The sequence below is a fragment of the Haloferax sp. ATCC BAA-644 genome, from assembly GCF_000336975.1.
Taxonomy (GTDB): Archaea; Halobacteriota; Halobacteria; order Halobacteriales; family Haloferacaceae; genus Haloferax; species Haloferax volcanii.
This window is the reverse complement of sequence record NZ_AOLF01000037.1, coordinates 30,933-51,080: the sequence shown is the minus strand read 5'-3', so window position 1 is coordinate 51,080 and position 20,148 is coordinate 30,933. Positions and strand designations below refer to the sequence as shown.

Genomic DNA, 20,148 nt, shown 5'->3' with positions numbered 1-20,148 from the left:
ACAGCCGGACCCGGTTCTTGAATACTCTTTTGACATATGGTGTATAATTACCGTGGTAGTGACTCCGAACATCGAGTGGAGGGCCGTCGAACAGTTGGTGTTCGGAGGTGCGGTCGGTCCCCAACTACTCACGCAGCCGGTCTCCCTCGTGGTCATCATCATCGGGCTGATGGTCACGTCCGGCGTCGTAAGCGGCTACGTCGCCCTGTTTGCGTGGCAACGGCGGTCGATGCCCGGAGCTATCGGGCTGGGCGTGCTCGCCCTCGCCAGCGGGTGGTGGTCGTCGGGCTACCTCCTCGAACTCGTCGTCGCGGACGTGACACTCAAGCTCACGCTCGCTGACCTCCAGTGGGTCGGCGTGCTCGTGGCACCCATCGCCTGGTTCTTCTTCGCGTTCTCCTACGCCGGCCGGGACCGATTCACCGCTCGACCGTCGCTTTGCGTCCTCTCGGTGCTCCCGGTAATCGGCCTCGTCGCCGTCTGGACCAACTCCATCCACCACCTGATGTGGACGTCGGTCACCGTCGTTCCCGCCGTCGGCCGGGCCATCACCATCCTCCAGATGGAGTGGGGACCGCTGTACTGGATCGTACTGGGATACAGCTATCTGCTGTGGCTCGCTGGCGCGGTCGTCATCCTCCGAACGGCGCTCGATATGCCGGACATCTACCGGTTGCAGGCGACCACGCTCGTCCTCGGGACGCTGATGCCCGTGCTCGGGAACTTCGCCACGACGCTCCTCGAACTGTACGGCGCGGCAATCGACATGACGCCCGCGGCGTTCACGTTTGCGGGGCTCGCCTGCACCGTCGCTATCAGTCGCTACGAGCTCCTCGAATCCCGACCGGTCCCCCGCTGGGTCGCCCGCGAGCGCGTCGTCGAGACGATGGCCGACGCGGTGGTCGTCACCGATACCAAGTGGCGCGTCACCGACGTGAACCGGGCGGCCGCGCGGGTTCTGAACGACACCGCGGACGAGCTCAAAGGCCGCCCCGTCGGCGACGTTATCGATGAGTTCTCGCCCGACCAGCGGGACACGGACCAAGTCACGGTCAGACTCGGGTCGAGCCAGCGGTACTTCGAACTCCGGACGAGCGCCTTCTGCGACCACCACGGCCGCGACATCGGCCACGCGCTCGTTTTCCGCGACGTGACCGACCGCCGGCTGAACCTCCAACAGCTCGAAGTGATGAACCGCGTCCTCCGCCACAATCTTCGGACCGAAGCGAACCTCCTCGAAGGCTACGCCAACCTCGTCTTGGACGACATCGATGGCGGCGAGTTCGACCACGCGCGGGACCACGCAAAGACGCTCCAAGACCACGCGAAAACGCTCGTCAACATCAGCCAGAAAGCGCGAAAGCTCGGTGTGACCCGCGGCAGCGACGGGAACGGCGACGTTCAACTGCNCCACGCGAAAACGCTCGTCAACATCAGCCAGAAAGCGCGAAAGCTCGGTGTGACCCGCGGCAGCGACGGGAACGGCGACGTTCAACTGCACCCCGCGGCCGTCCAGATACGCGCCGCCGCGGACGCCGTCCGCACCGACTTCACCTGTGCGAACGTCCGACTCGTCGAACTCCCCGACCGCGACGTGGTCTGTGCGCCCACGCTCGAACCGATCGTCCGCGAGCTCGTCGAAAACGGTGTCCAACACAACGGGTCGTCGACGCCGGTCGTCTCCGTGACGGCGGGCTGGGAGGACGACGAACTCGTGATTCGAATCGAGGACGACGGCCCCGGCATCAACGCGAGCGAACTCGCCGCCATCGACGCCCACGGCGAGACGCAACTTCGACACGCGAGCGGCCTCGGCCTCTGGCTGGTGAAGTGGGGCGTCGACCAGCTCGGCGGGACGGTCGTGTTCCATCGCCGCGAGGAGGGCGGGACCGAAGTGGTGCTTCGCATCCAGGCGGTTCGAAGCGAGTGACCCGAGTCCGAGAGCACCCGGACTCCACTCGACCGAGATTCCAATTTTGATAACTACACTCGCGGAGAAAGGTCAATTAACCAACTAGTATCGCGGGATTCGAAGCGCTGGAATCGACGGAGAGCGCCCGAAACCGCCGAGATATTCGATTCCAGAAAACCTCATATCTGTGCCACGACGCGGTAAATTCTTAAATACGAACACTCAGCAAAGCACGGTATATGCCTACTCAAGGCGATAACGCCGGGTCGGAGTCGCCCACCCCGACTCTCGAATTCGGTGCATCCCCGACTTCCGGGGCGGCAGGTGCAGTCCCGGCACCCGTCCCCCCGGACGACCCTCGCGCGTGGTACGCGCCGACCGTCCGTTCGCAGTACGAAGTCGCCCCCGATACCGTCGTCACCATCAGCGACGCGGACCACGGCTTCGACTACGCGGTGCGAGAAGCGACGCTCGGCGCGCGCGAGACCGACGCGCTGGAGACCGTCCGCGACCACTTTTCGACGGTCGTCCGCCGGCGACCGCTCACTCGCGAGGGCGCGGTCGGCCGCGCAGAGGCCGGACTCTCACCGAAGTATCGCCGTATCTTCGACCGGCTGCTCGACCTGACGCCGACCGCTCGGAGACGCGTCGAGCGCCACGCGCTGTCCGAACTTCGGCTCCTCGGAGCAGTCACGCCGCTGGCGCTCGACGATAGAATCGAAGTCGTCGACGCCGGCCGCGGCGACGGCTCCGAGCGACTCGTCGTCCACACCGAGGACTTCGCACCGGCGACGACGACGTTCGACTCCGACGTGCCGTTCGCCGACCGCATCGCCGCCGAGCGAATCGACCACTACACCGTCCCCTTCGCCGGCTACGACGTGGACGTGGTAATCTACCGCGACCGACTCCTCGGCGACGACCGCTTCGCCACGAAGTACGCCGTCCTCGAACCGGACCTCGTGCCCGGCGACGCCGAACTCATCGAGGAGTGCAAAGAGCGAATCTGGGAGGCGAACGTCAACGACGTGGTCGCCGACCGCATCGAGTTCGTCCGCGACCGGGCCCGCGAGTTCCTCTCGCGGCGGCTCACCGCCCGCAACACCCGTGCGTGGGTCGACGCCACGAGCTTCCGGGTCCGCGCCGCGCTCTCGGAGTACGGCCTCGCGCTCCCGCCGGTCGACCGCCGGTTCGCCGAGGACCGTCTCGACGACCTCGTCTACTACGTCCTCCGCGACTACGTCGGCGAGGGCGTCCTCACCGTTCCCATCCGCGACCCCCACCTCGAAGACGTGGAAGCGAACCGCGTCGGCGAACGAATCAAAGTCATTCCGCGGGCGGACGTGACCGGCCACGGCGGCCTGCGGGTGCCGACGAACCTCGTCTTCGAAGACGAGACCGAGTTCACGAACGTCGTGACCCAACTCGCCGCCGCCGACGGCGTGGAGCTGAACGCCTCGAACCCGAGCGCGAAGGTGAACCTCCGACCCGGCGCGGTCGGCGGCGACCCCGCGTCGGCCGACACCGACGAGACGATTCGCTGCGCCGTCGCCCTCCCCGTCATCTCCGAGGGCGGCCCGCACGTCTCGATTCGCAAGCAGACCGGCGACGTGCTCACGCCGGTCGACCTCGTCGAAAGCGGGTCGGTCTCGACCGAACTCGTCACGCTGCTGTGGCTCTGTTACGAACACCACCGCGTCGTCCTCTTTTCCGGCGCGACCGGCGTCGGCAAAACCACGCTGATGAACGCGCACATGCCGTTCGTCCCCTACGACCACCGGCCCATCAGTATCGACGAGGGCTCCCGGGAGGTCCATCTCCCCCACGAGACGGGCGTTTCGTTGACGACCCGCGACCACGAGTCCGAGTTCAAGCGCGTCACGATGGCCGACCTGATGACGGAGGCGAACTACCTCAACCCCGACGTGGAGGTCATCGCCGAAATCAACACGCCCGAGTCGTTCGCCACCTTCGCCGAGACGCTCAACACCGGCCACGGCGTCATCGGCACGACCCACGCCGCAGACATCGAGACGCTCGTCAACCGCGTCATCGAACAGGGGCTCCCGCCGTACCTCCTCCGCGAACTCGACCTCGTCGTCTTCCCGCACAAAGTCGACGGCGAGCGGTACGTCTCCGAAGTCGTCGAACTCGTCCCTGAGTCCGAGTACGACGAAACGTGGGGTCGACGCGGCGTCATCGAGAAGGACGGGCGCACGCTCCACTGGAACACGGTCGGCCGCCGGACCCCGGACGGCTCGTTCGACCTCTCGTACGAACACCCGCAGCTGGGCGACGACCACCGGCGCGTCGGCGTCCGACTGTTCCACCGCATCGCCGAGGCCACCGACCGCGACGTGGAGGCCGTCGAGCGCGAGTTCCACCGAAAACACCGCTACGTGGAGTACCTCGTCCGCGAGCAGATAACCGACGTGGACCGGCTGTTCGGCTTCCTCTCGGACCTCCGGACCGACGAGGCCGCGACGGTCGAGCGCGTCCGCCGACGGATGGCCGAGCGGGATTCGGCCGGCGGAGACAGCGCCGCCCGAGGCGGGGTGGACGACCACACTCACCACCGCGACCGCGACGACGAGGCCGACCCGTGACCGAGTTCGACGCCGGAGCCGACGAGCGACGGGTCGGCCGCGTCCGCTCGCTTTCGGTCCTCGACAGGGCGCTGTACGCGCTGTTCGCCCGCCACGTCGACGCCGGGCGACACGACCGGGACCGCCGCCGCTACCGCGGCACCGACATGCGGATGAGCTTCGACCTCTATCTCGCCCGCGCCTACGGCCTCGCGTGGGCGACCGGTCTGTTCGTCGCGTTCCCGACGGTGCTCGTCGCGCTCGCGGTTCCGGATTCGACGGTCGACGCCGTACTCGACGTTCTTCGGGCGGCGCTCCCGCTTTTCGAACACGTCCCGATACCCGTGGTTCCGCGGCTTCCGGTGGTCGGGGCGTTCGCACTCGCGGTCGCGGTCGCGACGCGGCGTGTCGTCCTCGCCGTCGCCGGGCAGTACCTCGGCTGGCTGGCGACCGCGCGGCGAGAGAACATCGAGCGAACGCTGCCCGGCGCGGTCCGCTACCTGCACGTCCTCTCGTCGGGGAGCGACGGCCCCCGCGGGATGCTCCGCCGCGTCGCTGAAACCGACGCTTACGGCGAGACGGCAATCGCCTTCCGGAGCGTGCTCAACACCGCCTCGCTGACCGGTAACGTGAACGAGGGCCTGCGGCGCGTCGCCCGCGACACGCCCTCCGAGGGGATGCTCGCGCCGTTTCTCCTGAAGTTCCGCGAACACGCCGGACAGGGCAGCGACGCGCTCCGGAACTACATGCGGATGGAGAGCCGGATGCTCGGCCACCGACAGGACCGCGCCCGCGAGCGCGCCGAGGGCTTCCTCGAACTGCTCGCCGAACTGTTCATCGTCCTGCTCGTCCTCCCCTCGTTGCTCGTCATCGTCCTCACGGTGATGAGCGTCATCGCGCCCGGCCTCTCCGCGCCGGTCGCCACGCCGCTCGGCCAGACGACCACGCGCGGCGTCGTCGTCTATTCGAGCGCCGCGTTCATCGTCGGCGTCGGGCTGGGCGCGAGCGTGCTCGTCGCCGGACTCCGACCCCCGGACCAGTCCGTCGAGTACGACCGGCCGGCCGGCGCGTTCCGCGTCCTCGACTCGGCGCTGTCGAATCCGGCCAGCGCGGCCGTCGTCTTCGTCTTCTCGGGGCTCGTCGTGGCCGGCGTCGCCGCGTTCGTCGGTGCCGACGCCGTGGGTGTCGCGCTCGCCGGCTACGTCGCCTACGCGGCCCCGGTCGGACTCGTCGGCGTCCGTCGCGCCCGTCTGGACGACGCGAAGGACCGCGAACTGAAGGATTTCGTCCACGCCGTCTCCGGCCACGTCAACCTCGGTCGACCCTTCGGTGAGGCGGTCGAGCGCGTCGGCCGCGACGTGGACCTCGGCCCGCTCGATGCGGACGTGGCCGACCTCGCGCTCAACCTCCGCTTTACCGCGCCGAGCTCCGGCACCGACGTGAACCTCCGGACGGCCGCGTTGGCGCGGTTCGTCGACCGCGTCGGGACGCCCATGGCCGAACAGACCATCGGCCTCGTCGTCGGCGCGCTCGACGGCGGCAGCGATACCGGGACCGTCTTCGACACGCTCCAGACCGAAATCGGCCGCCTCTACCACGAAAAGCGCGCGCTCCGCTCGGGGCTGCTCGTCTACGTCGCGGTCGGCTGGACGACCGCGCTCCTCGTCGTCGGCATCACCGTCGCCGTCAACGTCCACGTCTTCGACGGCTTCGCCCAGCTTTCGACGCTCTCGACCGGCAGGTCGTTCGCCATCAACGCCGGCGCGGTCGACCTCGAACGCGACCGCTACCGGATGTACGTCGTCACGCAGGCGACGATGCTCGCCTCCGGCTGGTTCGCCGGCACGGCGAGCCGCGGTCGGTACGAGGCGTTGCTTCACTCCGCCGCGCTCGTCGTCGCGTGCTACCTCGTCTACGCCGGGGTGGGCCTGATATGAGCGCCACCCGCGGCCAGGCGAACGTCGTCGGCGTCGCGCTCCTGCTCGGCGTCGGCGTCGTCGCCATCGGCCTCCTGACCGCCAGCGTCGGCGGACTCGTTGACGCCCAGATAGCGAGTGCGGACGCTGACGCCGCCGCGGACGGCTTCTCGTCGTTCCGAGACGGCGTCGTCGCCGCCGCGAACGACAGCTACCCGGTTCGCGTCACCGACGGCGACCTCTCGCGGGTGAACAGGACGGTCCGAATCATCTCGGAGACGAGGCCGACCAGGACCTACGACGCCGACGGGTACGTCGCCGACCTCGGCGGCCATCGGGTCGCGTTCGTCGGCGGCGCGGTCGTCCGCGGCACCGGCGATTCCGCCGCGCTCGTCACGCCCGTTCCGGTGGCGTTCGCGGGCGACGCGGCGTTTCTCACGGTTCCCGTCCTGACCGCCGATGCCACCGATGGCGGTGGGCTCGGGTCGGGTGCGGCGCTCCGAACGCAGACGACGCGAACCGTGACCGACCTCCCGGCCGACGGGTACGCCGTCGCCGTCGAGACGGCGACCCCCGACGCGTGGGAGCGAGCGTTCGAGCGCCGCAGTTTCAACACGACTCGAACCGACTTCGACGGCGACGGCACCGAGAGCGTCGTCGCCACCGTCCCCGACGAGCGGACGCTCACGGTCGCCCGATACGACGTTTCGGTGGTGATTGACCGTGGCTGACGTGGCTGACGCGTCCGAGCCGTCGTCGGTCGCCCCCGACGACTCCGGGCCGGTGACGCCCGCGACCGGCGGTCGAGCCGCCGAGCGCGCCGTGGTCCCCGTCGTCGGCAAGGCGCTCGAAGCCGCAATCGTCGTGCTGTTCGTCGGACTCTTGACGACGGTGCTGTTCGGCGGCGTCGTCCCCGACCACCGCGCCGCGGTCGGTCACGAACTCGCCGACCGAACGCTCGCGGCGGCGACGGAGCAGGTCGAGACGACCGCCGTCGTCCCCGAGTCGGCGGTCCGCGGGTCCAGACGAGTCGACGCGGAGCTCCCGCGAGCGATTCGCGGGAGTTCCTATCGAATCGCGTACGTCCCGAACGCCACGCTCGCGACCGACCCGAACGTGACCGCGCCGGCGCTCGTCCTCGACCATCCGAACGACGCGTTCGACCGGCGACTCCCGGTGATGCTCCCCGACTCCGTGAGCGTCTCGGGCGCGTGGGACAGCGGCAACGACTGCGTGGTGCGCGTCGTGGTCGATGACGACGACGGGACGACGCTCGAACTCGCGAACGGGAGGGCGGATGCGTAGTCACGGCGCGGCGCGCGCACAGACGACGCTCGCCGGACTCGCAGTGGCGCTCGTGCTCGTGACCGCGGTCACGGTCGGGGCCGTCGCCGCCGCCGACCGACTCCTCGCGGACGCGGCCGGCGAGTCGCTCGAACAGCACCGCGCCGAGAGCGCCGCGGACGCGCTCCTCACGGAATCCCCGATTACGTGGTCCGACAACGGAAGCGACGCCGTCGACCTCACGCTCGCGAACGAGACGAACGCGACCGTGCTCGCCGCCGCCGTCCCGCCGCTCCGCGGCGCCGCGTTCCGCGTCCGAGTGGACGGGCGGACCGTCGCCGAGCGGGGTGACCCGTCGAGCGGCTACACGGTCGGCCGCGGCGCGGTCGGCGTCGACCGGCGGACCGTTCGCAGGTCGATTAACCTCTCGGCGGAGCCCAACACGACGCTCACCGGGCGGACGAACCGCACTCGACTCGACGTGAATCCCGCGCCGAACACGACGGTGCAGACGATTTGGGTCGACGACAGGGTCGCACTCCACCAACCGGCCGGAATCGAGGGGGAACACGTCGTCGGGGTATCGTCTCGCCCCGACCACGAGGTCCGCGTCGAAACCACCGGCGACGAGCCGTCCGGGAGCGTCGACGTGTCGGCGACGGCGTTCGATGCGACGGTCGTTCGAATCGAGGTGACCGTGGATGCGTGACCGATGCGGAGAGCGCTCGCGGCGGTTGCGTCGGCACTGCGCGGCCGCCGACAGCACCCGAACGGACGACCGCGGACAGCTCTCGCTGACGGTCGTCGAAGCGGCCGTCGCGACGCTGTTCGTCCTCGCCGTTGCGGCGGGGTTCGCGCTCGTGCCGTCCGCCCCGACCGCCGAGTCGGACGCGCTGGCGCGGCAGGCGACGGACGCCGCGTCGCTGGTGGGGTCGGTCCCCGCCGAGGGCCCGGGAACGCTTCTCGGCGTGGCCTGCGGGTCGCCGGCGGAGTTCGACGACCGAGCGGCGCGGCTTCACGAGGTCGCCGCGGCGGGGCTCCCGAACGGCGCGTTCGTCTCGCTCCGAACCGAAGTCGGGTCGGTCGGGAGACCGCCGCCGGAGACCGCGCGGGTGAGAACCGCGACCGCCGTGGTCCCGCGTTGTACCGCGACGCTGGAGGTGTGGTACCCGTGAGCCGATTCAGCCGCGGTTCGAGCGACGCCGCCGCCTCGGGCGACGACCGCGGCCAGTTGGTGCTCGTCTCCGGAGCCGTCGTCGTCGTCGCGCTACTCACGCTCCTCGTCGTCCACGCGCAACTCGGGTTCGCCGGGGTAACCGAAACGGCCGAGGCACCGCCGCTGGACGATATCGTCGAGACGACCGAAGACGCAGTCGAACTGGCGACCGCGGGCGTCGCGGGTCGATACGACTGGGCGGAGCGAGACGCCGCAGTCGCGGACTTTCGGTCGCGACTCAACCCCGCGCTGACGAACGTCGAACGCGCGCGCCCCGGCGGCGTAGCGTTGACGACGAACGACTCGGCGGCCTCCGGGTGGGCGCTCAGGAACTGCCCCGACGGTCCGTCTCGGGAGTTCGGGCCCTGCGTCGCCGACGACGGCGTCGTGGTCCAAGAGCGCGCGGGCGAGACGACCGTCGTCGCCGTCCTCGTGGACGTTCGCATCGCCACGCCGCGGTCGCGGACGGACCTGACGGTCGCCGCGCGCCCGAACTGAACCCCATCGGCTCGGGTCGTCGCGCACCCCGATGGAGACCGGTCTATCGAGGCCGTACGTTGACAATCAATATTCTGTCTAATTCTGAAAAATATATGGAAATAGACTGTTCAAAAGGAAAGCACCGAACAGACACAGACCGGGCATGAAACATCCATAAAAAGCCCATTATCGCGGACTCAATAGAGGATACTAGTTTCCTCCGCATTGATGGCGTATCGAACTTCAGTTAGCCAAATATCGGCGTTTTGTGGGCCACATATCGATATTTTCGCCTTTCACCCTCCGAGAGAGTCGTTCCCCCTCCGACTCAAATCTATCAATTTTTACTATATCGAAGAAATTTGGTAAGTATTGTTCTGTCTCGGGTGTGGAGCGACTCCGCGGCCGTGTCGGTCGGGTGTGCCTCCGGCCGACTCGAAGCGACTCAGTACGACAGCGTCCACTGGCGGTCGATGAGCCAGTCGTCCAACTTCCCGAGCGGGTCGTCGTCGACGTGCGTGCCGTGGCTCACGAGCACCGTCTCGATGTCGTAGTCGAACAGTTTGACGAGGTTCCGCTCGGCTTCCTCGTGGCTCAGGTCGTTGAACTGCGCCGCCGGCGGGACGAGGAACCCCGGCGGGAGGCCGCGGCGGTCCGACCCCTCGACCACGTCGCCGGCGATGAACACGCCGTCGTCCTCCAACAGCAGGCCGCTGTTTGCGACCGTGTGGCCCGGCACCTGCACGATTCGAATTCCGCCGGCGAGCACGTCGTCGTGGCGGAAGTGGCGGTCGGCATCGATGTCGAGCGCGTCGTAGAAGCCCTTCGCGCCGCCGGGGACGAGCAGTTCGGGGTCGAACGCATCCAACACGGCGGGCGTCCCGCCGAAGTGTCCCTCGTCGCCGTGGGTGATGACGAGTCGGTCGACACCGCCGAACTCCGACTCCAGCACGGACACTAACTCGTCGCCGTCGTCGGGGAATGCCGCGTCGACGAGCGTGGTCGTTCCGGCCGGTCGGTCTTCGATGACGAACACCCGGACGTGGTCGAACTGTATCGTGTACACTCCGTCTGCGACATCTGTCACTGTCATGCGCGGTCGAGACTACGGCGAGTCGCGATAAAAAGGGAGACGCGCGTTCTCACGCGCGTGCAACGCGGCGTTCCGAAGCCGAGCCGACGAGCCTGCGCGGCGGCGCTCCGGGCAGACTCGCGCCCCGACGGGCGCTACTCCTCGTCTGCGAGGGTCGAAACGACCGAGCACGACGCGTTCAGGAGAATCGACTGAGCGACGCTTCCGAACAGCATCTTTCCGGTGCGCGAGCGGCGTCGCGGACTCACCACGATGTAGCTCGCGTCCTGTCCGTCGGCGTACTCGATGACTTCGTCGGCCGGGTTGCCGACGAGTCCCACCGTCTCGTACGGGACGTCCAGTCCCGACACGGAGTCTTCGGCCATCTCGGCGGCGGCCGACCGAATCTCGTCCATATCCTTCGGCTCCTCGGCCTGCGCGCTCGTCAGCCCGAGGTCGATGAACTCCGAGCGGGTCAGCGCGTGGACGACGTGGACCGCTTCGTCGAACGCCGCCGCCAGCGATGCGGCTTCCGAGACAACGTGTGCTGATCGACCTGACCGGTCGACTGCTGCAACAACGACCATACCAGCGTGTACCACGGTGGGATATAATATCGTTTCGCCGAATCTCATTCGGAGCGACCGCCGAGCGCCGCGTCGACGCGATTTGCGGTTTCGGTTCGCGGTCTCGACAGCCAACGCGACACGTGAATTCGACCGTCGAATCGGGTCATTTCAACAGTATCGTAACTAAACCGAAATCGACCGAATTCCATTACAGCACTACGTCCGTAATTCCGGTCCGAGTGGAACGAAAAATACCCCTGTCTTTCAACATCCTCGAAACAGAGCCGATCAGTTCAAGCGGGTCGCCCGCGACATCGACGCCGTCGCGTGGGGTGTAAGAGACCGGAGTGAACAGAATGGAATCGGGAGCCGACAACGCTCCGCCAGCCGTCGTGAGCCGTCTCGGTGTTAGCCTCGGGCGCGCGCCTTGCCGGCTGTCGAAGCACCGCACGCGTCGCGAGCACCGAGCGGTGCGCCGCTCGGGTGCGACCCACGGGAGAAATCAGACGGGGAACGAACGCGGCGTGAGAAAAGCGTCGAGGGTGGCGGCGTTACGCGTTCGCGCGAATCGAGCGCACCGCGGGGAGCGCAATCGCACCCAGACCGAGCAGGATGATGACGAGGGCGATGGGACTCGTGAGGAAGATGGTCGGCGACCCGCCCGAGAGGACGAGCGACCGGCGGAGGTTCTCCTCAGCGATGGGCGCGAGGATGAGCCCGAGCACCATCGGTGCCAGCGGGTAGCCCCGGAGCCGCATCGCGTACCCCAACACGCCCGCGCCGAGCATGATCCACGCGTCGAAGACGTTGCCGCGGAGGGCGATCGCGCCAATGACACACAGCACGAGGATGACGGGCCAGATGTGGGACTTCGGGATGTTGATGAGGCGCGCCCAGTAGTTCGCGCCGAGCATGCCGAAGATGAGGATGAACACGTAGATGAGGAGGAACCCGACGAAGATGGTGTACAGCAACACCGGCTCCTCTTGGTACAGGCCCGGACCGGGGTTCACGTCGTGGACCAACAGCGCGCCGATGAGGATGGCGGAGACGGAGTCGCCCGGGATGCCGAGCGTCAGCGTCGGAATCAGTGCGCCGCCGGTGCTCGCGTTGTTCCCGGACTCGGCGGCCGCGACGCCGCGAACGTTCCCTTCACCGAACGACGGGACGCTGTCTTTGAGCCAGCGGGTGGCCTCGTTGTACGTGATGAACGCGGCGATGTCGCCGCCCGCGCCGGGAATCGCGCCGATGAACGACCCGAGGATGCCCGACCCGACGCTGACCGGCGCGATGGACCGCAGGTCGGAAAGCGAGGGGAACACGCCGGTTATCTCCTGGTCGACGCGGTCGTTCCCGCTGTTGATGCCCTGGGAGTACTTGCGAAGCCCCTCGGCGATGCCGAAGAGGCCGATCATGACGGCGATGAACTCGACGCCGGTGAGCAGTTCGGGGATGTCGAACGTAAACCGGTGGAAGCCGGTCACGGGGTCGATACCGACCGTCGCAACGAGCATCCCGAGCAGACCCGAGACCATCCCCTTGGTGAGCGAGTCGCCGCTCACGCTGGCGATGATGGTCAGCCCGAAGAAGGCGAGCGCGAAGAACTCCGGCGAGCGGAACCGGAGGGCGGCGTCGGCGATGACCGGCGAGAAGAACATCAGCGCGAAGACGCTGATGACGCCGCCGACGAACGACGCGATGGTGCTCACGCGAATCGCGCGACCCGCCTCGCCCTTCTGGGAGAGCGGGTGGCCGTCGAAGATGGTCGCCGCCGCCGACGGGGTACCCGGCGTGCGGATGAGAATCGCCGGAATCGACCCCGCGTACACCGCGCCGCCGTAGATACCCAACAGGAGAATCATCCCCTGACTCGGCTCCATCGTGAAGGTAAACGACAGCAGGACCGCGATGGTCATCGTCGCGGTCATCCCCGGAATCGACCCCATGAGGATGCCGAGGAAGATACCGCCGACCATCAACAGGAGGATAAACGGGTCAGCGAGGTTGACGAGCGCCTGCCCGATGTATTCGACGACCATCAGAAGGTCACCACCAGCGGGAGCTGCGGCAGCAGTCGAGACACCGGGACGATACCCTCAGGGAGGCGAACGAGGAAGATGCGGCCAAAGATGTAGAACAGCGCGATGGGGAACCCAATCGACAGCACTGCGAGCAGCAGCTTCGAGTGGATGTTCGAGTAGTAGAGGACGACCGGCATGAACACCATGGTCGACACGAGGAACCCGAGGAGTGGCATCACGAGTACGTACGCGACGAGGAACCCCGCGACGACGGCCGCGGGCTTGAAGTCGAACTCCGAGATTTCGAGCTCCGTCTCGGACCCCGTCAGCACGTCGATGCCGGCGAAGAAGATGATGCCGACCGACACCGCAATCGGGAAGAACGACGGCCCGACGCCGTCACCCGACGGGAACTGGCTCGCAAAGAAGATGACGACGGCCGAAAACAGGATGAAGAAGACTGACAGCGGACTTGAACGAACGCTCTCCAAGCCGATTCTATCCAAGACGGCCCCGACTTTCTGAATCACCATTATTTGTTCTGCCTCGTGGTATGATACCAAGCAATCGTATGTAATAAACATATTGGTCTTTACCCGCCCGTTCGGGGCTGAAAGTCACGATTTCGACACGAGGACTATGTACGGTCGAGACTATCGTCCAGCCACCGTCGGAGACCGCCAGCGAGACTGGACAACCGCACACTGAAGCGTGGCTCGGCGGGCGGGCGGTACGGTAGCGAAGCCGACATGTTCGCGGGCGACAACGCCGGTTTTCGCGCCCATCGATAGAATTAACCAGCGCTGCGAACTACCGTTCCATCGGAATGAGTGTCAGCAACGTCACCGAGGGTATCGACCAGATTCAGTTCGAACACGTCCGGGTCCTCGTCCTGAAGGACACGCCGACGGGGAAGACGACGCTCGTGGACACCGGCTTCGACGAGGACGGCGAGGAGCTCGTCGAGATTCTGGAGCGGGAGTACGGCGGCGTCGACCGCGTCATCATCACCCACGGCGACCACGGCCACCACGGCGGCCTCCCGTCGGTGATGGAGGCGTTCGACCCCGAACTCGTCGCGTCGGCCAACGAGTCGAAGCTCCACGAGGCCATCGACTACGAGCCGGACGTGACGTTCACCGACGGCGACCTGCTCGACGGGAACATCCGCGTCATCGAGGTGCCGGGCCACACGAAGGCGACCTCGGCGCTCCTGCTCGAAGACCGCGGCATCCTCATCTCCGGAGACAGCCTCGACGGGGCCGACCGCGCGGGCCTCCCGGCCGGTTATCTGCTCCCGCCGCCGGCGCTGTTCAACGACGACCACAAGGCCGCCGAAATCAACCTCTACGACCTGCTCCAGTACGACTTCGAGACGCTGCTCGTCTTCCACGGTTCGCACGTCTTCGAGGACCCCAAGGGCAAGCTCGACGACTTCCTCGTCGAGCGCGAGTGGGACCCCCGGCCGGAGTGACCCCGTCCCGTCGAACCGAGCGGCACCGGCGGTGTCACGATTCCCGATAGCCCACTTCGCGGCATGCTTTTCTGACGACCGACTGCGAAGCGGTCGCTCTGGACCCGGTCCGGCAGAGACAGGCGAGTGGTGAACGAGCCGTGGTGTGAAACGAGCCGTGGCTGAGAACTGAACGGCGGCTATGAAACGATGGCTGAGGGTGACTGCGAGCGAGACGGAATCGGTCGCCTTACTGCCGAAGGACCGAAACGTCGAACACCGGCTTGCAGGTCTCGCCGGCGAGGAACGCCTCGAAGGCGTCTTCGGACTCGGTGAGTCGGAAGCGGTCGTCGAGGAACGTGGCGTGGTCCACGTCGCCCGAGCCGATGAGTCGGAACGCCCGCTCGAAGTCCTCGAACGTCGCGCCGTAGGTACACTGGAGGTCGACCTCTGCGCGGACGAGCGGCGTGAACTCCATCGTGGTCTCGCCGGTCTGGCCGACGAGAACTATCTGGCCGCCCTTGCGGACCTGCTCGACCGCCATCGGCAGGCCCGACGGGTGGCCGGTCGTATCGAACACCACGTCGAAGCCGACGCCGCCGGTCAGCTCGCGCTGGGTCGCGCTCAAGTCGTCTTCTTCGATGTTGACCGCGGGGTAGCCGAGTTCCTCCGCCAGCGGCAGTCGGTAGTTCGTGTCCCGACCGACGCCCGCGACGACGACTTCAGCGCCCTGCGAAGCGGCTACCTGCGCGCAGAGCAGCCCGATGGGACCGGGACCGGCGACGAGCACTCGGTCGCCGGCTTTGACCCGGGAGTTCTGAATGACCGCACGCGTGCAGATCGCCGTCGGTTCGACGAGCGCCGCGTGCTTCGGTTCGACGTTCGACGGGACCGACTGGAGCGCCGACTCGGGGACGGCGATGTAGCCGGCGTACGCCCCGTCGAGGTCGATGCCGGTCAGGACCGCGTTCTGACAGATGCTCTCCTCACCGATTTGGCACTGGAAACACTCGCCGCAGCCGCGAATCGGCCGCTCGACCACGCGCTCACCGACGGAAAACCGGGTGGCGTCGTCGCCGCGTTCGACCACGCGGCCCGTGTACTCGTGGCCGATGACCGTCGGCATGTTCATCCGCTCGAAGGCGGACTTGAACTTGTAGATTCCCGCGTCGCTCCCGCAGAGTCCGGCGTAGTCGACTTCGATGAGGACCTCGTTGGACGCCGGTTCGGGTGTCTCGACGTCGACGAGTTCCATAGCTCCGGGCTCTCGGCTCGTTTTGGCTAACCCGCGCATACATCTCCTTGAATACCGCCGGGGTATAAATCTACGCTCTTGGGGGAGAAGCTTGCGGGCAACGGTCGACACGAACGCGAGCCGTCAAGCGATGTCGCGAGCGCGAGTCCCCGCGAACCCTCCCGTTTCGGCCGGCGCTCGCGGGCGCGCGAAATCGTTCAGAACTGCACCGCGGTATCGACCGTCGCGCCATATTCGGAGCGACCACAATGCTTATTGTATGGATTGTTCAAACATTCGGGTACAATGGGAGACGACACCATTAGCAATCGGAGTGGACGGAGCGCGCTGAACAGACGGAACTTCATCAAGGCCGCCGGCGTCGGCGGGGTTGCGCTCTCGGCCGGCTGTCTCGGCAGCCTCTCGGGAGAGCAAGAGTGGCCCTCCCGTCCGGTCGAGGTTATCTCGCCGTGGTCCGCCGGGGGCGGAGCCGACCGAACGAGCCGCGCGGTCGCAGACGCGGCTGAGAACCACACCGATGTCTCGTGGAACGTCAGCAACCAGACCGGTGGCTCCGGCTCGGTCGGGATGAACGCGGCGGCCAACGCCGAGCCCGACGGGCACACCATCGGCTGTACTGCCCCCGAGATTGCGCTGTTCGAGCACCTCGGTATCGCCGACCTCAGCCCCGACGACATCACGCCCATCATGCAGTACACCGAGTTCCCCGCGGCGCTCGTCGTCAGCGAGGACGCCGAGTTCTCCACGCTCGACGAGTGGATCAGCTACGGGCAGGACAACACCCTGCAAATGGCGAACTCCGGGTTCGGGTCGTCGTGGCACATGGCGGCGGCCGGCATCGCCAGCGAGGCCGGCGTCAACGTCGAGCACATCTCCTACGAGGGTGCCGCCCCGGCCATGACGGCCGTCGTGAACGGCGAAGTCGACTGTACCGCGGTCGGCGCCGCCGAGGTCGCCCCACAGGTCCAAGACGGCGGACTGTCCGCCCTCGGCGTGGCGTTCGACCAGCAGGTCGAAGCGCTCCCGAACACGCCGACGCTCCAGGACCAGGGTCTCGACATCTCCATCGGCTCGTGGCTCGCGCACTTCGCGCCCGCCGGCATCGACGACGAGCTGAAACAACAGCTCGCCGACGTGTACAGCGCCGTCTACGAGGACGACTCGTTCGTGGAGTTCATGGAGAACAACAACTTCATCCGCGTCGAACGCGGCCCCGACGAGCTTCAGGACTTCCTCGACCAGCAGTACGAGTTCTACGGCAACCTCGTCGACGAACTCGGCATCGAAGAGCAGTAACGTCGCCACCGCCGCCATCGAATCCCGTTCCCCGCGACAGAGGCACCCGACTCGACACGTACCCGCGCCCTTCTCTTTTCGTCGGCTCCACACCGCGAGCGGCGGCGGTCCTCACAGCGCGCCCGCGACCCGCGACGCGGACCGCAAGCGTTCGACCGACCGATAGTTTAACGTGAATCGTCCGCATCGGGTCGAGTATGCACACGATAGAGCCCGACGTAGAGCGACCGGACCGCGAACTCGTCGAGGCGTTCGAGGAGATTCCGAGCACCATCGTCTCCGACGTGACCGGCAACATCGGACTGACCATGGACGCCGGCCTGCGCCCGGCCTACGACGGCGTCGAGATGGCCGGGACCGCAGTCACGGTGAAGGCCGCGCCCGGCGACAACCTCATCATTCACAAGGCGATTACGCTGACCGAGCCGGGCGACGTGCTCATCATCGACTGCGACGGCTACACCGACACCGGCCACGTCGGCGAACTGATGTGCACCTCGTGTCAGGCGAACGGGCTCGCCGGACTGGTCATCGACGGCGCGTACCGCGACAGCCGCGAAATCGCCGAGATGGAGTTCCCGGTGTACGGCCGCGGCGTCAACCCCCAAGGGCCGCTCAAGCAGGACCCCGGCTCCATCAACGTCACCGTCTCCGTCGGCGGCGTCAGCGTCGACCCCGGCGACATCGTCATCGGCGACGACGACGGACTCGCGGTCATTCCCCGCGAGGGAGCCGAGGAAGTCCTCGAACGCGCACACGAGAAGCTCAGCGCCGAGGATTCCGTCCGCGAGGAAGTCCTCGAGGGCGAGTACCTCTACGAGCTCAACGGCTACGACGAACTGTTCGAGAACCTGACCATCGTCGGTCCCGAAGACTCGATTCAGTAACGTCACCGAAGACGCGGCGAGCCGCGACGACGACCGACTCGAACAGTCCGCACGTCGACTGGCATGCCACCCGGCGACCCGCGTTTTTTGCGAGCATCCGACCCGTGGCGAGCGACGCCTCGACCCGTGACGCGGGTAGCCGAGGCGTTTGCCACCTCGAGCTCCAACATCGTTGAAACGAATCGGTGCTATTAGGGACGCGGTGGCCCATCGTCAAGTCATGACGAACTCCACCGGTTCGGGCTCGCGGCGGATACAGAGCGTCGAACAGGCGTTCGACATCATCCGATATCTCCGCGAAGTCGACGGCGCGACGCTGTCGGAGACCGCCGAGGACATGGGGCTGCCGGTCAGCACGGCGCACATCCATCTGGCGACGCTCGTGGACACCGACTACGTCGTCAAGGTCGGAAGCGAGTACCATTGCAGCCTGCGGTTCCTCGAGATGGGCGGGGCGATGCGCGACAGGATGGCGCTGTACCGGGTCGCCAAGCCGGAACTCGACGAACTGAAAGAACAGACCGGCGAGCACACCAACGTGACCGTCGAGCAAAACGGGTTCGCCGTCCAGCTCTACAAGGCCCAGAGCCCGGAGTCCATCGACGACGACGCGCCGCTCGGCGACCACCTCTACCTCCACTCGACGGCGACGGGAAAGGCGATGCTCGCGGAGCACTCGCGGGACGAGGTCGACCGCATCGTCGACCGCCGCGGCCTCCCGGCCCTGACCGACGCCACCATCACCGACCGCGAGGCGCTCCACGAGGAACTCGAAGCGATTCGCGACCGCGGCTACTCCATCAACCGCGGGGAACACTACCCCGGCGTCTGCGCGGTCGGCACCGCCATCGTCTCCGAGCCGGACGACGCCGTCGGCGCGATAAGCATCAGCGGCCCGATGAGCCGCATCGAGGACGGCCGCATCGAAGAGGAACTCGGCCCGGCGCTCCTGAACAAGAAGAACATCATCGAGCTGAAAATCAAGCAGTACTGAGCGGGCGACCGAAGCGGCGTCGGCCGCGGTCGCTGCGCTCGGCGGCGGTCTCCCGTCGTCTCACTCGGGCGGGCTGTCCCACTCGGAGCCGTCGTCGGCCGGTTCGTAGTCGAGGACCGCCTTCGCGTGGTCGATATCGAACCAGCGAGCCTTGTTGCCGCTCACCGCGTAGAACGTGTCGTAGGTGACCGAGTCGTCTTCGAGACAGCATTCGAGCAGGTGCGCGAAGTCACGCTGCGAGGTCCACGTCGCCTTGAGCCGCTTGACCATCTCCTCGTACTCGTCGCTCCCGCGCTCCCACGAGCCCGTCTGTGACTGGTCCCACACCTCGCCGTCCTCGACTTTGTGCTCGTCGCCGCGGTCGACGCCGCGCTCAGCGTCGCCGTAGGGGTGGTCGTACCGCTCGGTCCGCACGCTGGAGATGCGAATCGAGTAGACCTGGCTCGGCGCGCCGTCGCGGCGGGCGTGCGTCCGGCAGATGTGCTCGCCGAACATCTTCGAGGCACCGTAGTAGCCGTCGGGCTTCGGGAGCGTCTCGTGGGAGAGCCGGAAGGGGTCGTACTTGCTGGGGTAGTCCTCCCCGTAAAGGTCGGGCGCGAGGTCCTCCTCGTACAGCCCCATCACGCGCTGGGAGGAGGCGTAGATGAGCTTCTCGACGCCGGCGTCCTCCATCGCCTTGAGGACGTTGTACGTGCCCATGATGTTCGGCTCGACGATGTCCTCGAAGGCCGCGCCCGCGTCGGACTGCGCGGCGAGGTGGATGACGGCGTCCTGCCCGTCGAACGCCGGGCGGATAGCCTCGTAATCCGCGATGTCTGCGACGAACGTCTCGTACTCCGGGTGTTCGGTCCGGTCGAGATACGTGAACTCGTACTCGTCGCGTTCCGCGAGGTGGTTGAGAATCGCTTCGCCCGCCTCACCGAACGGACCCGTGACTAGGACTTGCTGCGTAACCATCGATACTGAGGGATACGGAACTCCCCGATTTAAATCTTGGTGGCGGCGGTAAGTTCGTCTCGCTCGGAAACGCGCCGCTTCGACCGCCCGTATTTCGACATCGTTGAAACAAATATAGACTGTAAAACCATGATGATTACAAGACTAGGTTTGTTATAGTTATCCGCGAAACGCCGTCGTCGACCGAGATTCGTGACTCTCGGATGATTCCAACATTGTCAAAACGGCGGCGTGCGTGACTGTGTGTCGGG

General features: G+C 66.8%; 18 protein-coding genes. 12 read left to right on the top strand and 6 right to left on the bottom strand.

Annotated features, from left to right (window positions below; all coding sequences use genetic code 11):
* The first annotated feature begins 58 nt into the window (after window positions 1–58).
* From C458_RS16385 to C458_RS16350, 8 genes are all read left to right on the top strand, one after another.
* Entirely contained in the window at window positions 59–1,930 is a 1,872-nt protein-coding gene (locus C458_RS16385; RefSeq protein ID WP_008577378.1) for a histidine kinase N-terminal 7TM domain-containing protein, read from the top strand.
* A gap of 221 nt (window positions 1,931–2,151) precedes the next feature.
* On the top strand, window positions 2,152–4,518 hold the full coding sequence (locus tag C458_RS16380; protein ID WP_008577376.1) for a type II/IV secretion system ATPase subunit: 2,367 nt from the start codon (window positions 2,152–2,154) through the stop codon (window positions 4,516–4,518).
* Entirely contained in the window at window positions 4,515–6,434 is a 1,920-nt protein-coding gene (locus C458_RS16375; protein WP_008577374.1) for a type II secretion system F family protein, read from the top strand. The genes C458_RS16380 and C458_RS16375 overlap by 4 nt, the downstream gene beginning before the upstream one ends.
* Window positions 6,431–7,144 (top strand): hypothetical protein, encoded by a 714-nt coding sequence (locus C458_RS16370; protein WP_008577372.1) that lies wholly within the window; start codon window positions 6,431–6,433, stop codon window positions 7,142–7,144. The genes C458_RS16375 and C458_RS16370 overlap by 4 nt, the downstream gene beginning before the upstream one ends.
* Before the next feature lies 1 nt (window position 7,145).
* Complete coding sequence (locus tag C458_RS16365) at window positions 7,146–7,718, top strand: hypothetical protein (RefSeq protein ID WP_081603273.1); 573 nt, start codon at window positions 7,146–7,148, stop codon at window positions 7,716–7,718.
* Window positions 7,711–8,406: a hypothetical protein gene (locus C458_RS16360; protein ID WP_008577369.1), complete on the top strand. Its 696-nt coding sequence runs from the start codon at window positions 7,711–7,713 to the stop codon at window positions 8,404–8,406. The genes C458_RS16365 and C458_RS16360 overlap by 8 nt, the downstream gene beginning before the upstream one ends.
* Window positions 8,399–8,872: a hypothetical protein gene (locus tag C458_RS16355; RefSeq protein ID WP_008577367.1), complete on the top strand. Its 474-nt coding sequence runs from the start codon at window positions 8,399–8,401 to the stop codon at window positions 8,870–8,872. Before C458_RS16360 ends, C458_RS16355 begins: the two co-directional genes overlap by 8 nt.
* The gene (locus C458_RS16350; protein WP_008577365.1) at window positions 8,869–9,411 is read left to right on the top strand and encodes a hypothetical protein; all 543 of its coding nucleotides are present in this window, start codon (window positions 8,869–8,871) and stop codon (window positions 9,409–9,411) included. Before C458_RS16355 ends, C458_RS16350 begins: the two co-directional genes overlap by 4 nt.
* A gap of 427 nt (window positions 9,412–9,838) precedes the next feature.
* Here the strand turns inward: C458_RS16350 and C458_RS16345 are convergent, their stop codons facing one another.
* The 4 genes from C458_RS16345 to C458_RS16330 form a co-directional block, all read right to left on the bottom strand.
* The gene (locus tag C458_RS16345; protein ID WP_049897064.1) at window positions 9,839–10,486 is read right to left on the bottom strand and encodes an MBL fold metallo-hydrolase; all 648 of its coding nucleotides are present in this window, start codon (window positions 10,484–10,486) and stop codon (window positions 9,839–9,841) included.
* Window positions 10,487–10,620: 134 nt separating this feature from the next.
* A complete protein-coding gene (locus C458_RS16340; RefSeq protein ID WP_008577361.1) occupies window positions 10,621–11,052 on the bottom strand; it encodes a universal stress protein in 432 nt (143 codons plus the stop codon).
* Window positions 11,053–11,585: 533 nt separating this feature from the next.
* Entirely contained in the window at window positions 11,586–13,073 is a 1,488-nt protein-coding gene (locus C458_RS16335; protein ID WP_006600663.1) for a tripartite tricarboxylate transporter permease, read from the bottom strand.
* The gene (locus tag C458_RS16330) at window positions 13,073–13,588 is read right to left on the bottom strand and encodes a tripartite tricarboxylate transporter TctB family protein (RefSeq protein ID WP_008577359.1); all 516 of its coding nucleotides are present in this window, start codon (window positions 13,586–13,588) and stop codon (window positions 13,073–13,075) included. Before C458_RS16330 ends, C458_RS16335 begins: the two co-directional genes overlap by 1 nt.
* A gap of 293 nt (window positions 13,589–13,881) precedes the next feature.
* On the opposite strand from C458_RS16330, the gene C458_RS16325 reads away from it, so the two are divergent.
* Entirely contained in the window at window positions 13,882–14,529 is a 648-nt protein-coding gene (locus tag C458_RS16325; RefSeq protein WP_008577357.1) for an MBL fold metallo-hydrolase, read from the top strand.
* Window positions 14,530–14,758: 229 nt separating this feature from the next.
* Here C458_RS16325 and C458_RS16320 read toward each other — a convergent pair whose 3' ends face one another.
* The gene (locus C458_RS16320) at window positions 14,759–15,802 is read right to left on the bottom strand and encodes a zinc-binding dehydrogenase (protein WP_008577355.1); all 1,044 of its coding nucleotides are present in this window, start codon (window positions 15,800–15,802) and stop codon (window positions 14,759–14,761) included.
* Window positions 15,803–16,048: 246 nt separating this feature from the next.
* Between C458_RS16320 and C458_RS16315 the strand changes: the two genes are divergently transcribed.
* The 3 genes from C458_RS16315 to C458_RS16305 all read left to right on the top strand — a co-directional run bounded on the left by C458_RS16315 (window position 16,049) and on the right by C458_RS16305 (window position 18,940).
* Entirely contained in the window at window positions 16,049–17,059 is a 1,011-nt protein-coding gene (locus C458_RS16315) for a tripartite tricarboxylate transporter substrate binding protein (protein ID WP_004044327.1), read from the top strand.
* Between the two features lie 197 nt (window positions 17,060–17,256).
* Window positions 17,257–17,946, top strand: coding sequence for a 4-carboxy-4-hydroxy-2-oxoadipate aldolase/oxaloacetate decarboxylase (locus C458_RS16310; RefSeq protein WP_004065137.1), 690 nt, complete (start codon window positions 17,257–17,259; stop codon window positions 17,944–17,946).
* Between the two features lie 220 nt (window positions 17,947–18,166).
* The gene (locus C458_RS16305) at window positions 18,167–18,940 is read left to right on the top strand and encodes an IclR family transcriptional regulator (RefSeq protein ID WP_008577354.1); all 774 of its coding nucleotides are present in this window, start codon (window positions 18,167–18,169) and stop codon (window positions 18,938–18,940) included.
* A gap of 60 nt (window positions 18,941–19,000) precedes the next feature.
* Here C458_RS16305 and C458_RS16300 read toward each other — a convergent pair whose 3' ends face one another.
* A complete protein-coding gene (locus C458_RS16300) occupies window positions 19,001–19,897 on the bottom strand; it encodes an NAD(P)-dependent oxidoreductase (protein WP_008577353.1) in 897 nt (298 codons plus the stop codon).
* Window positions 19,898–20,148 lie beyond the last annotated feature (251 nt).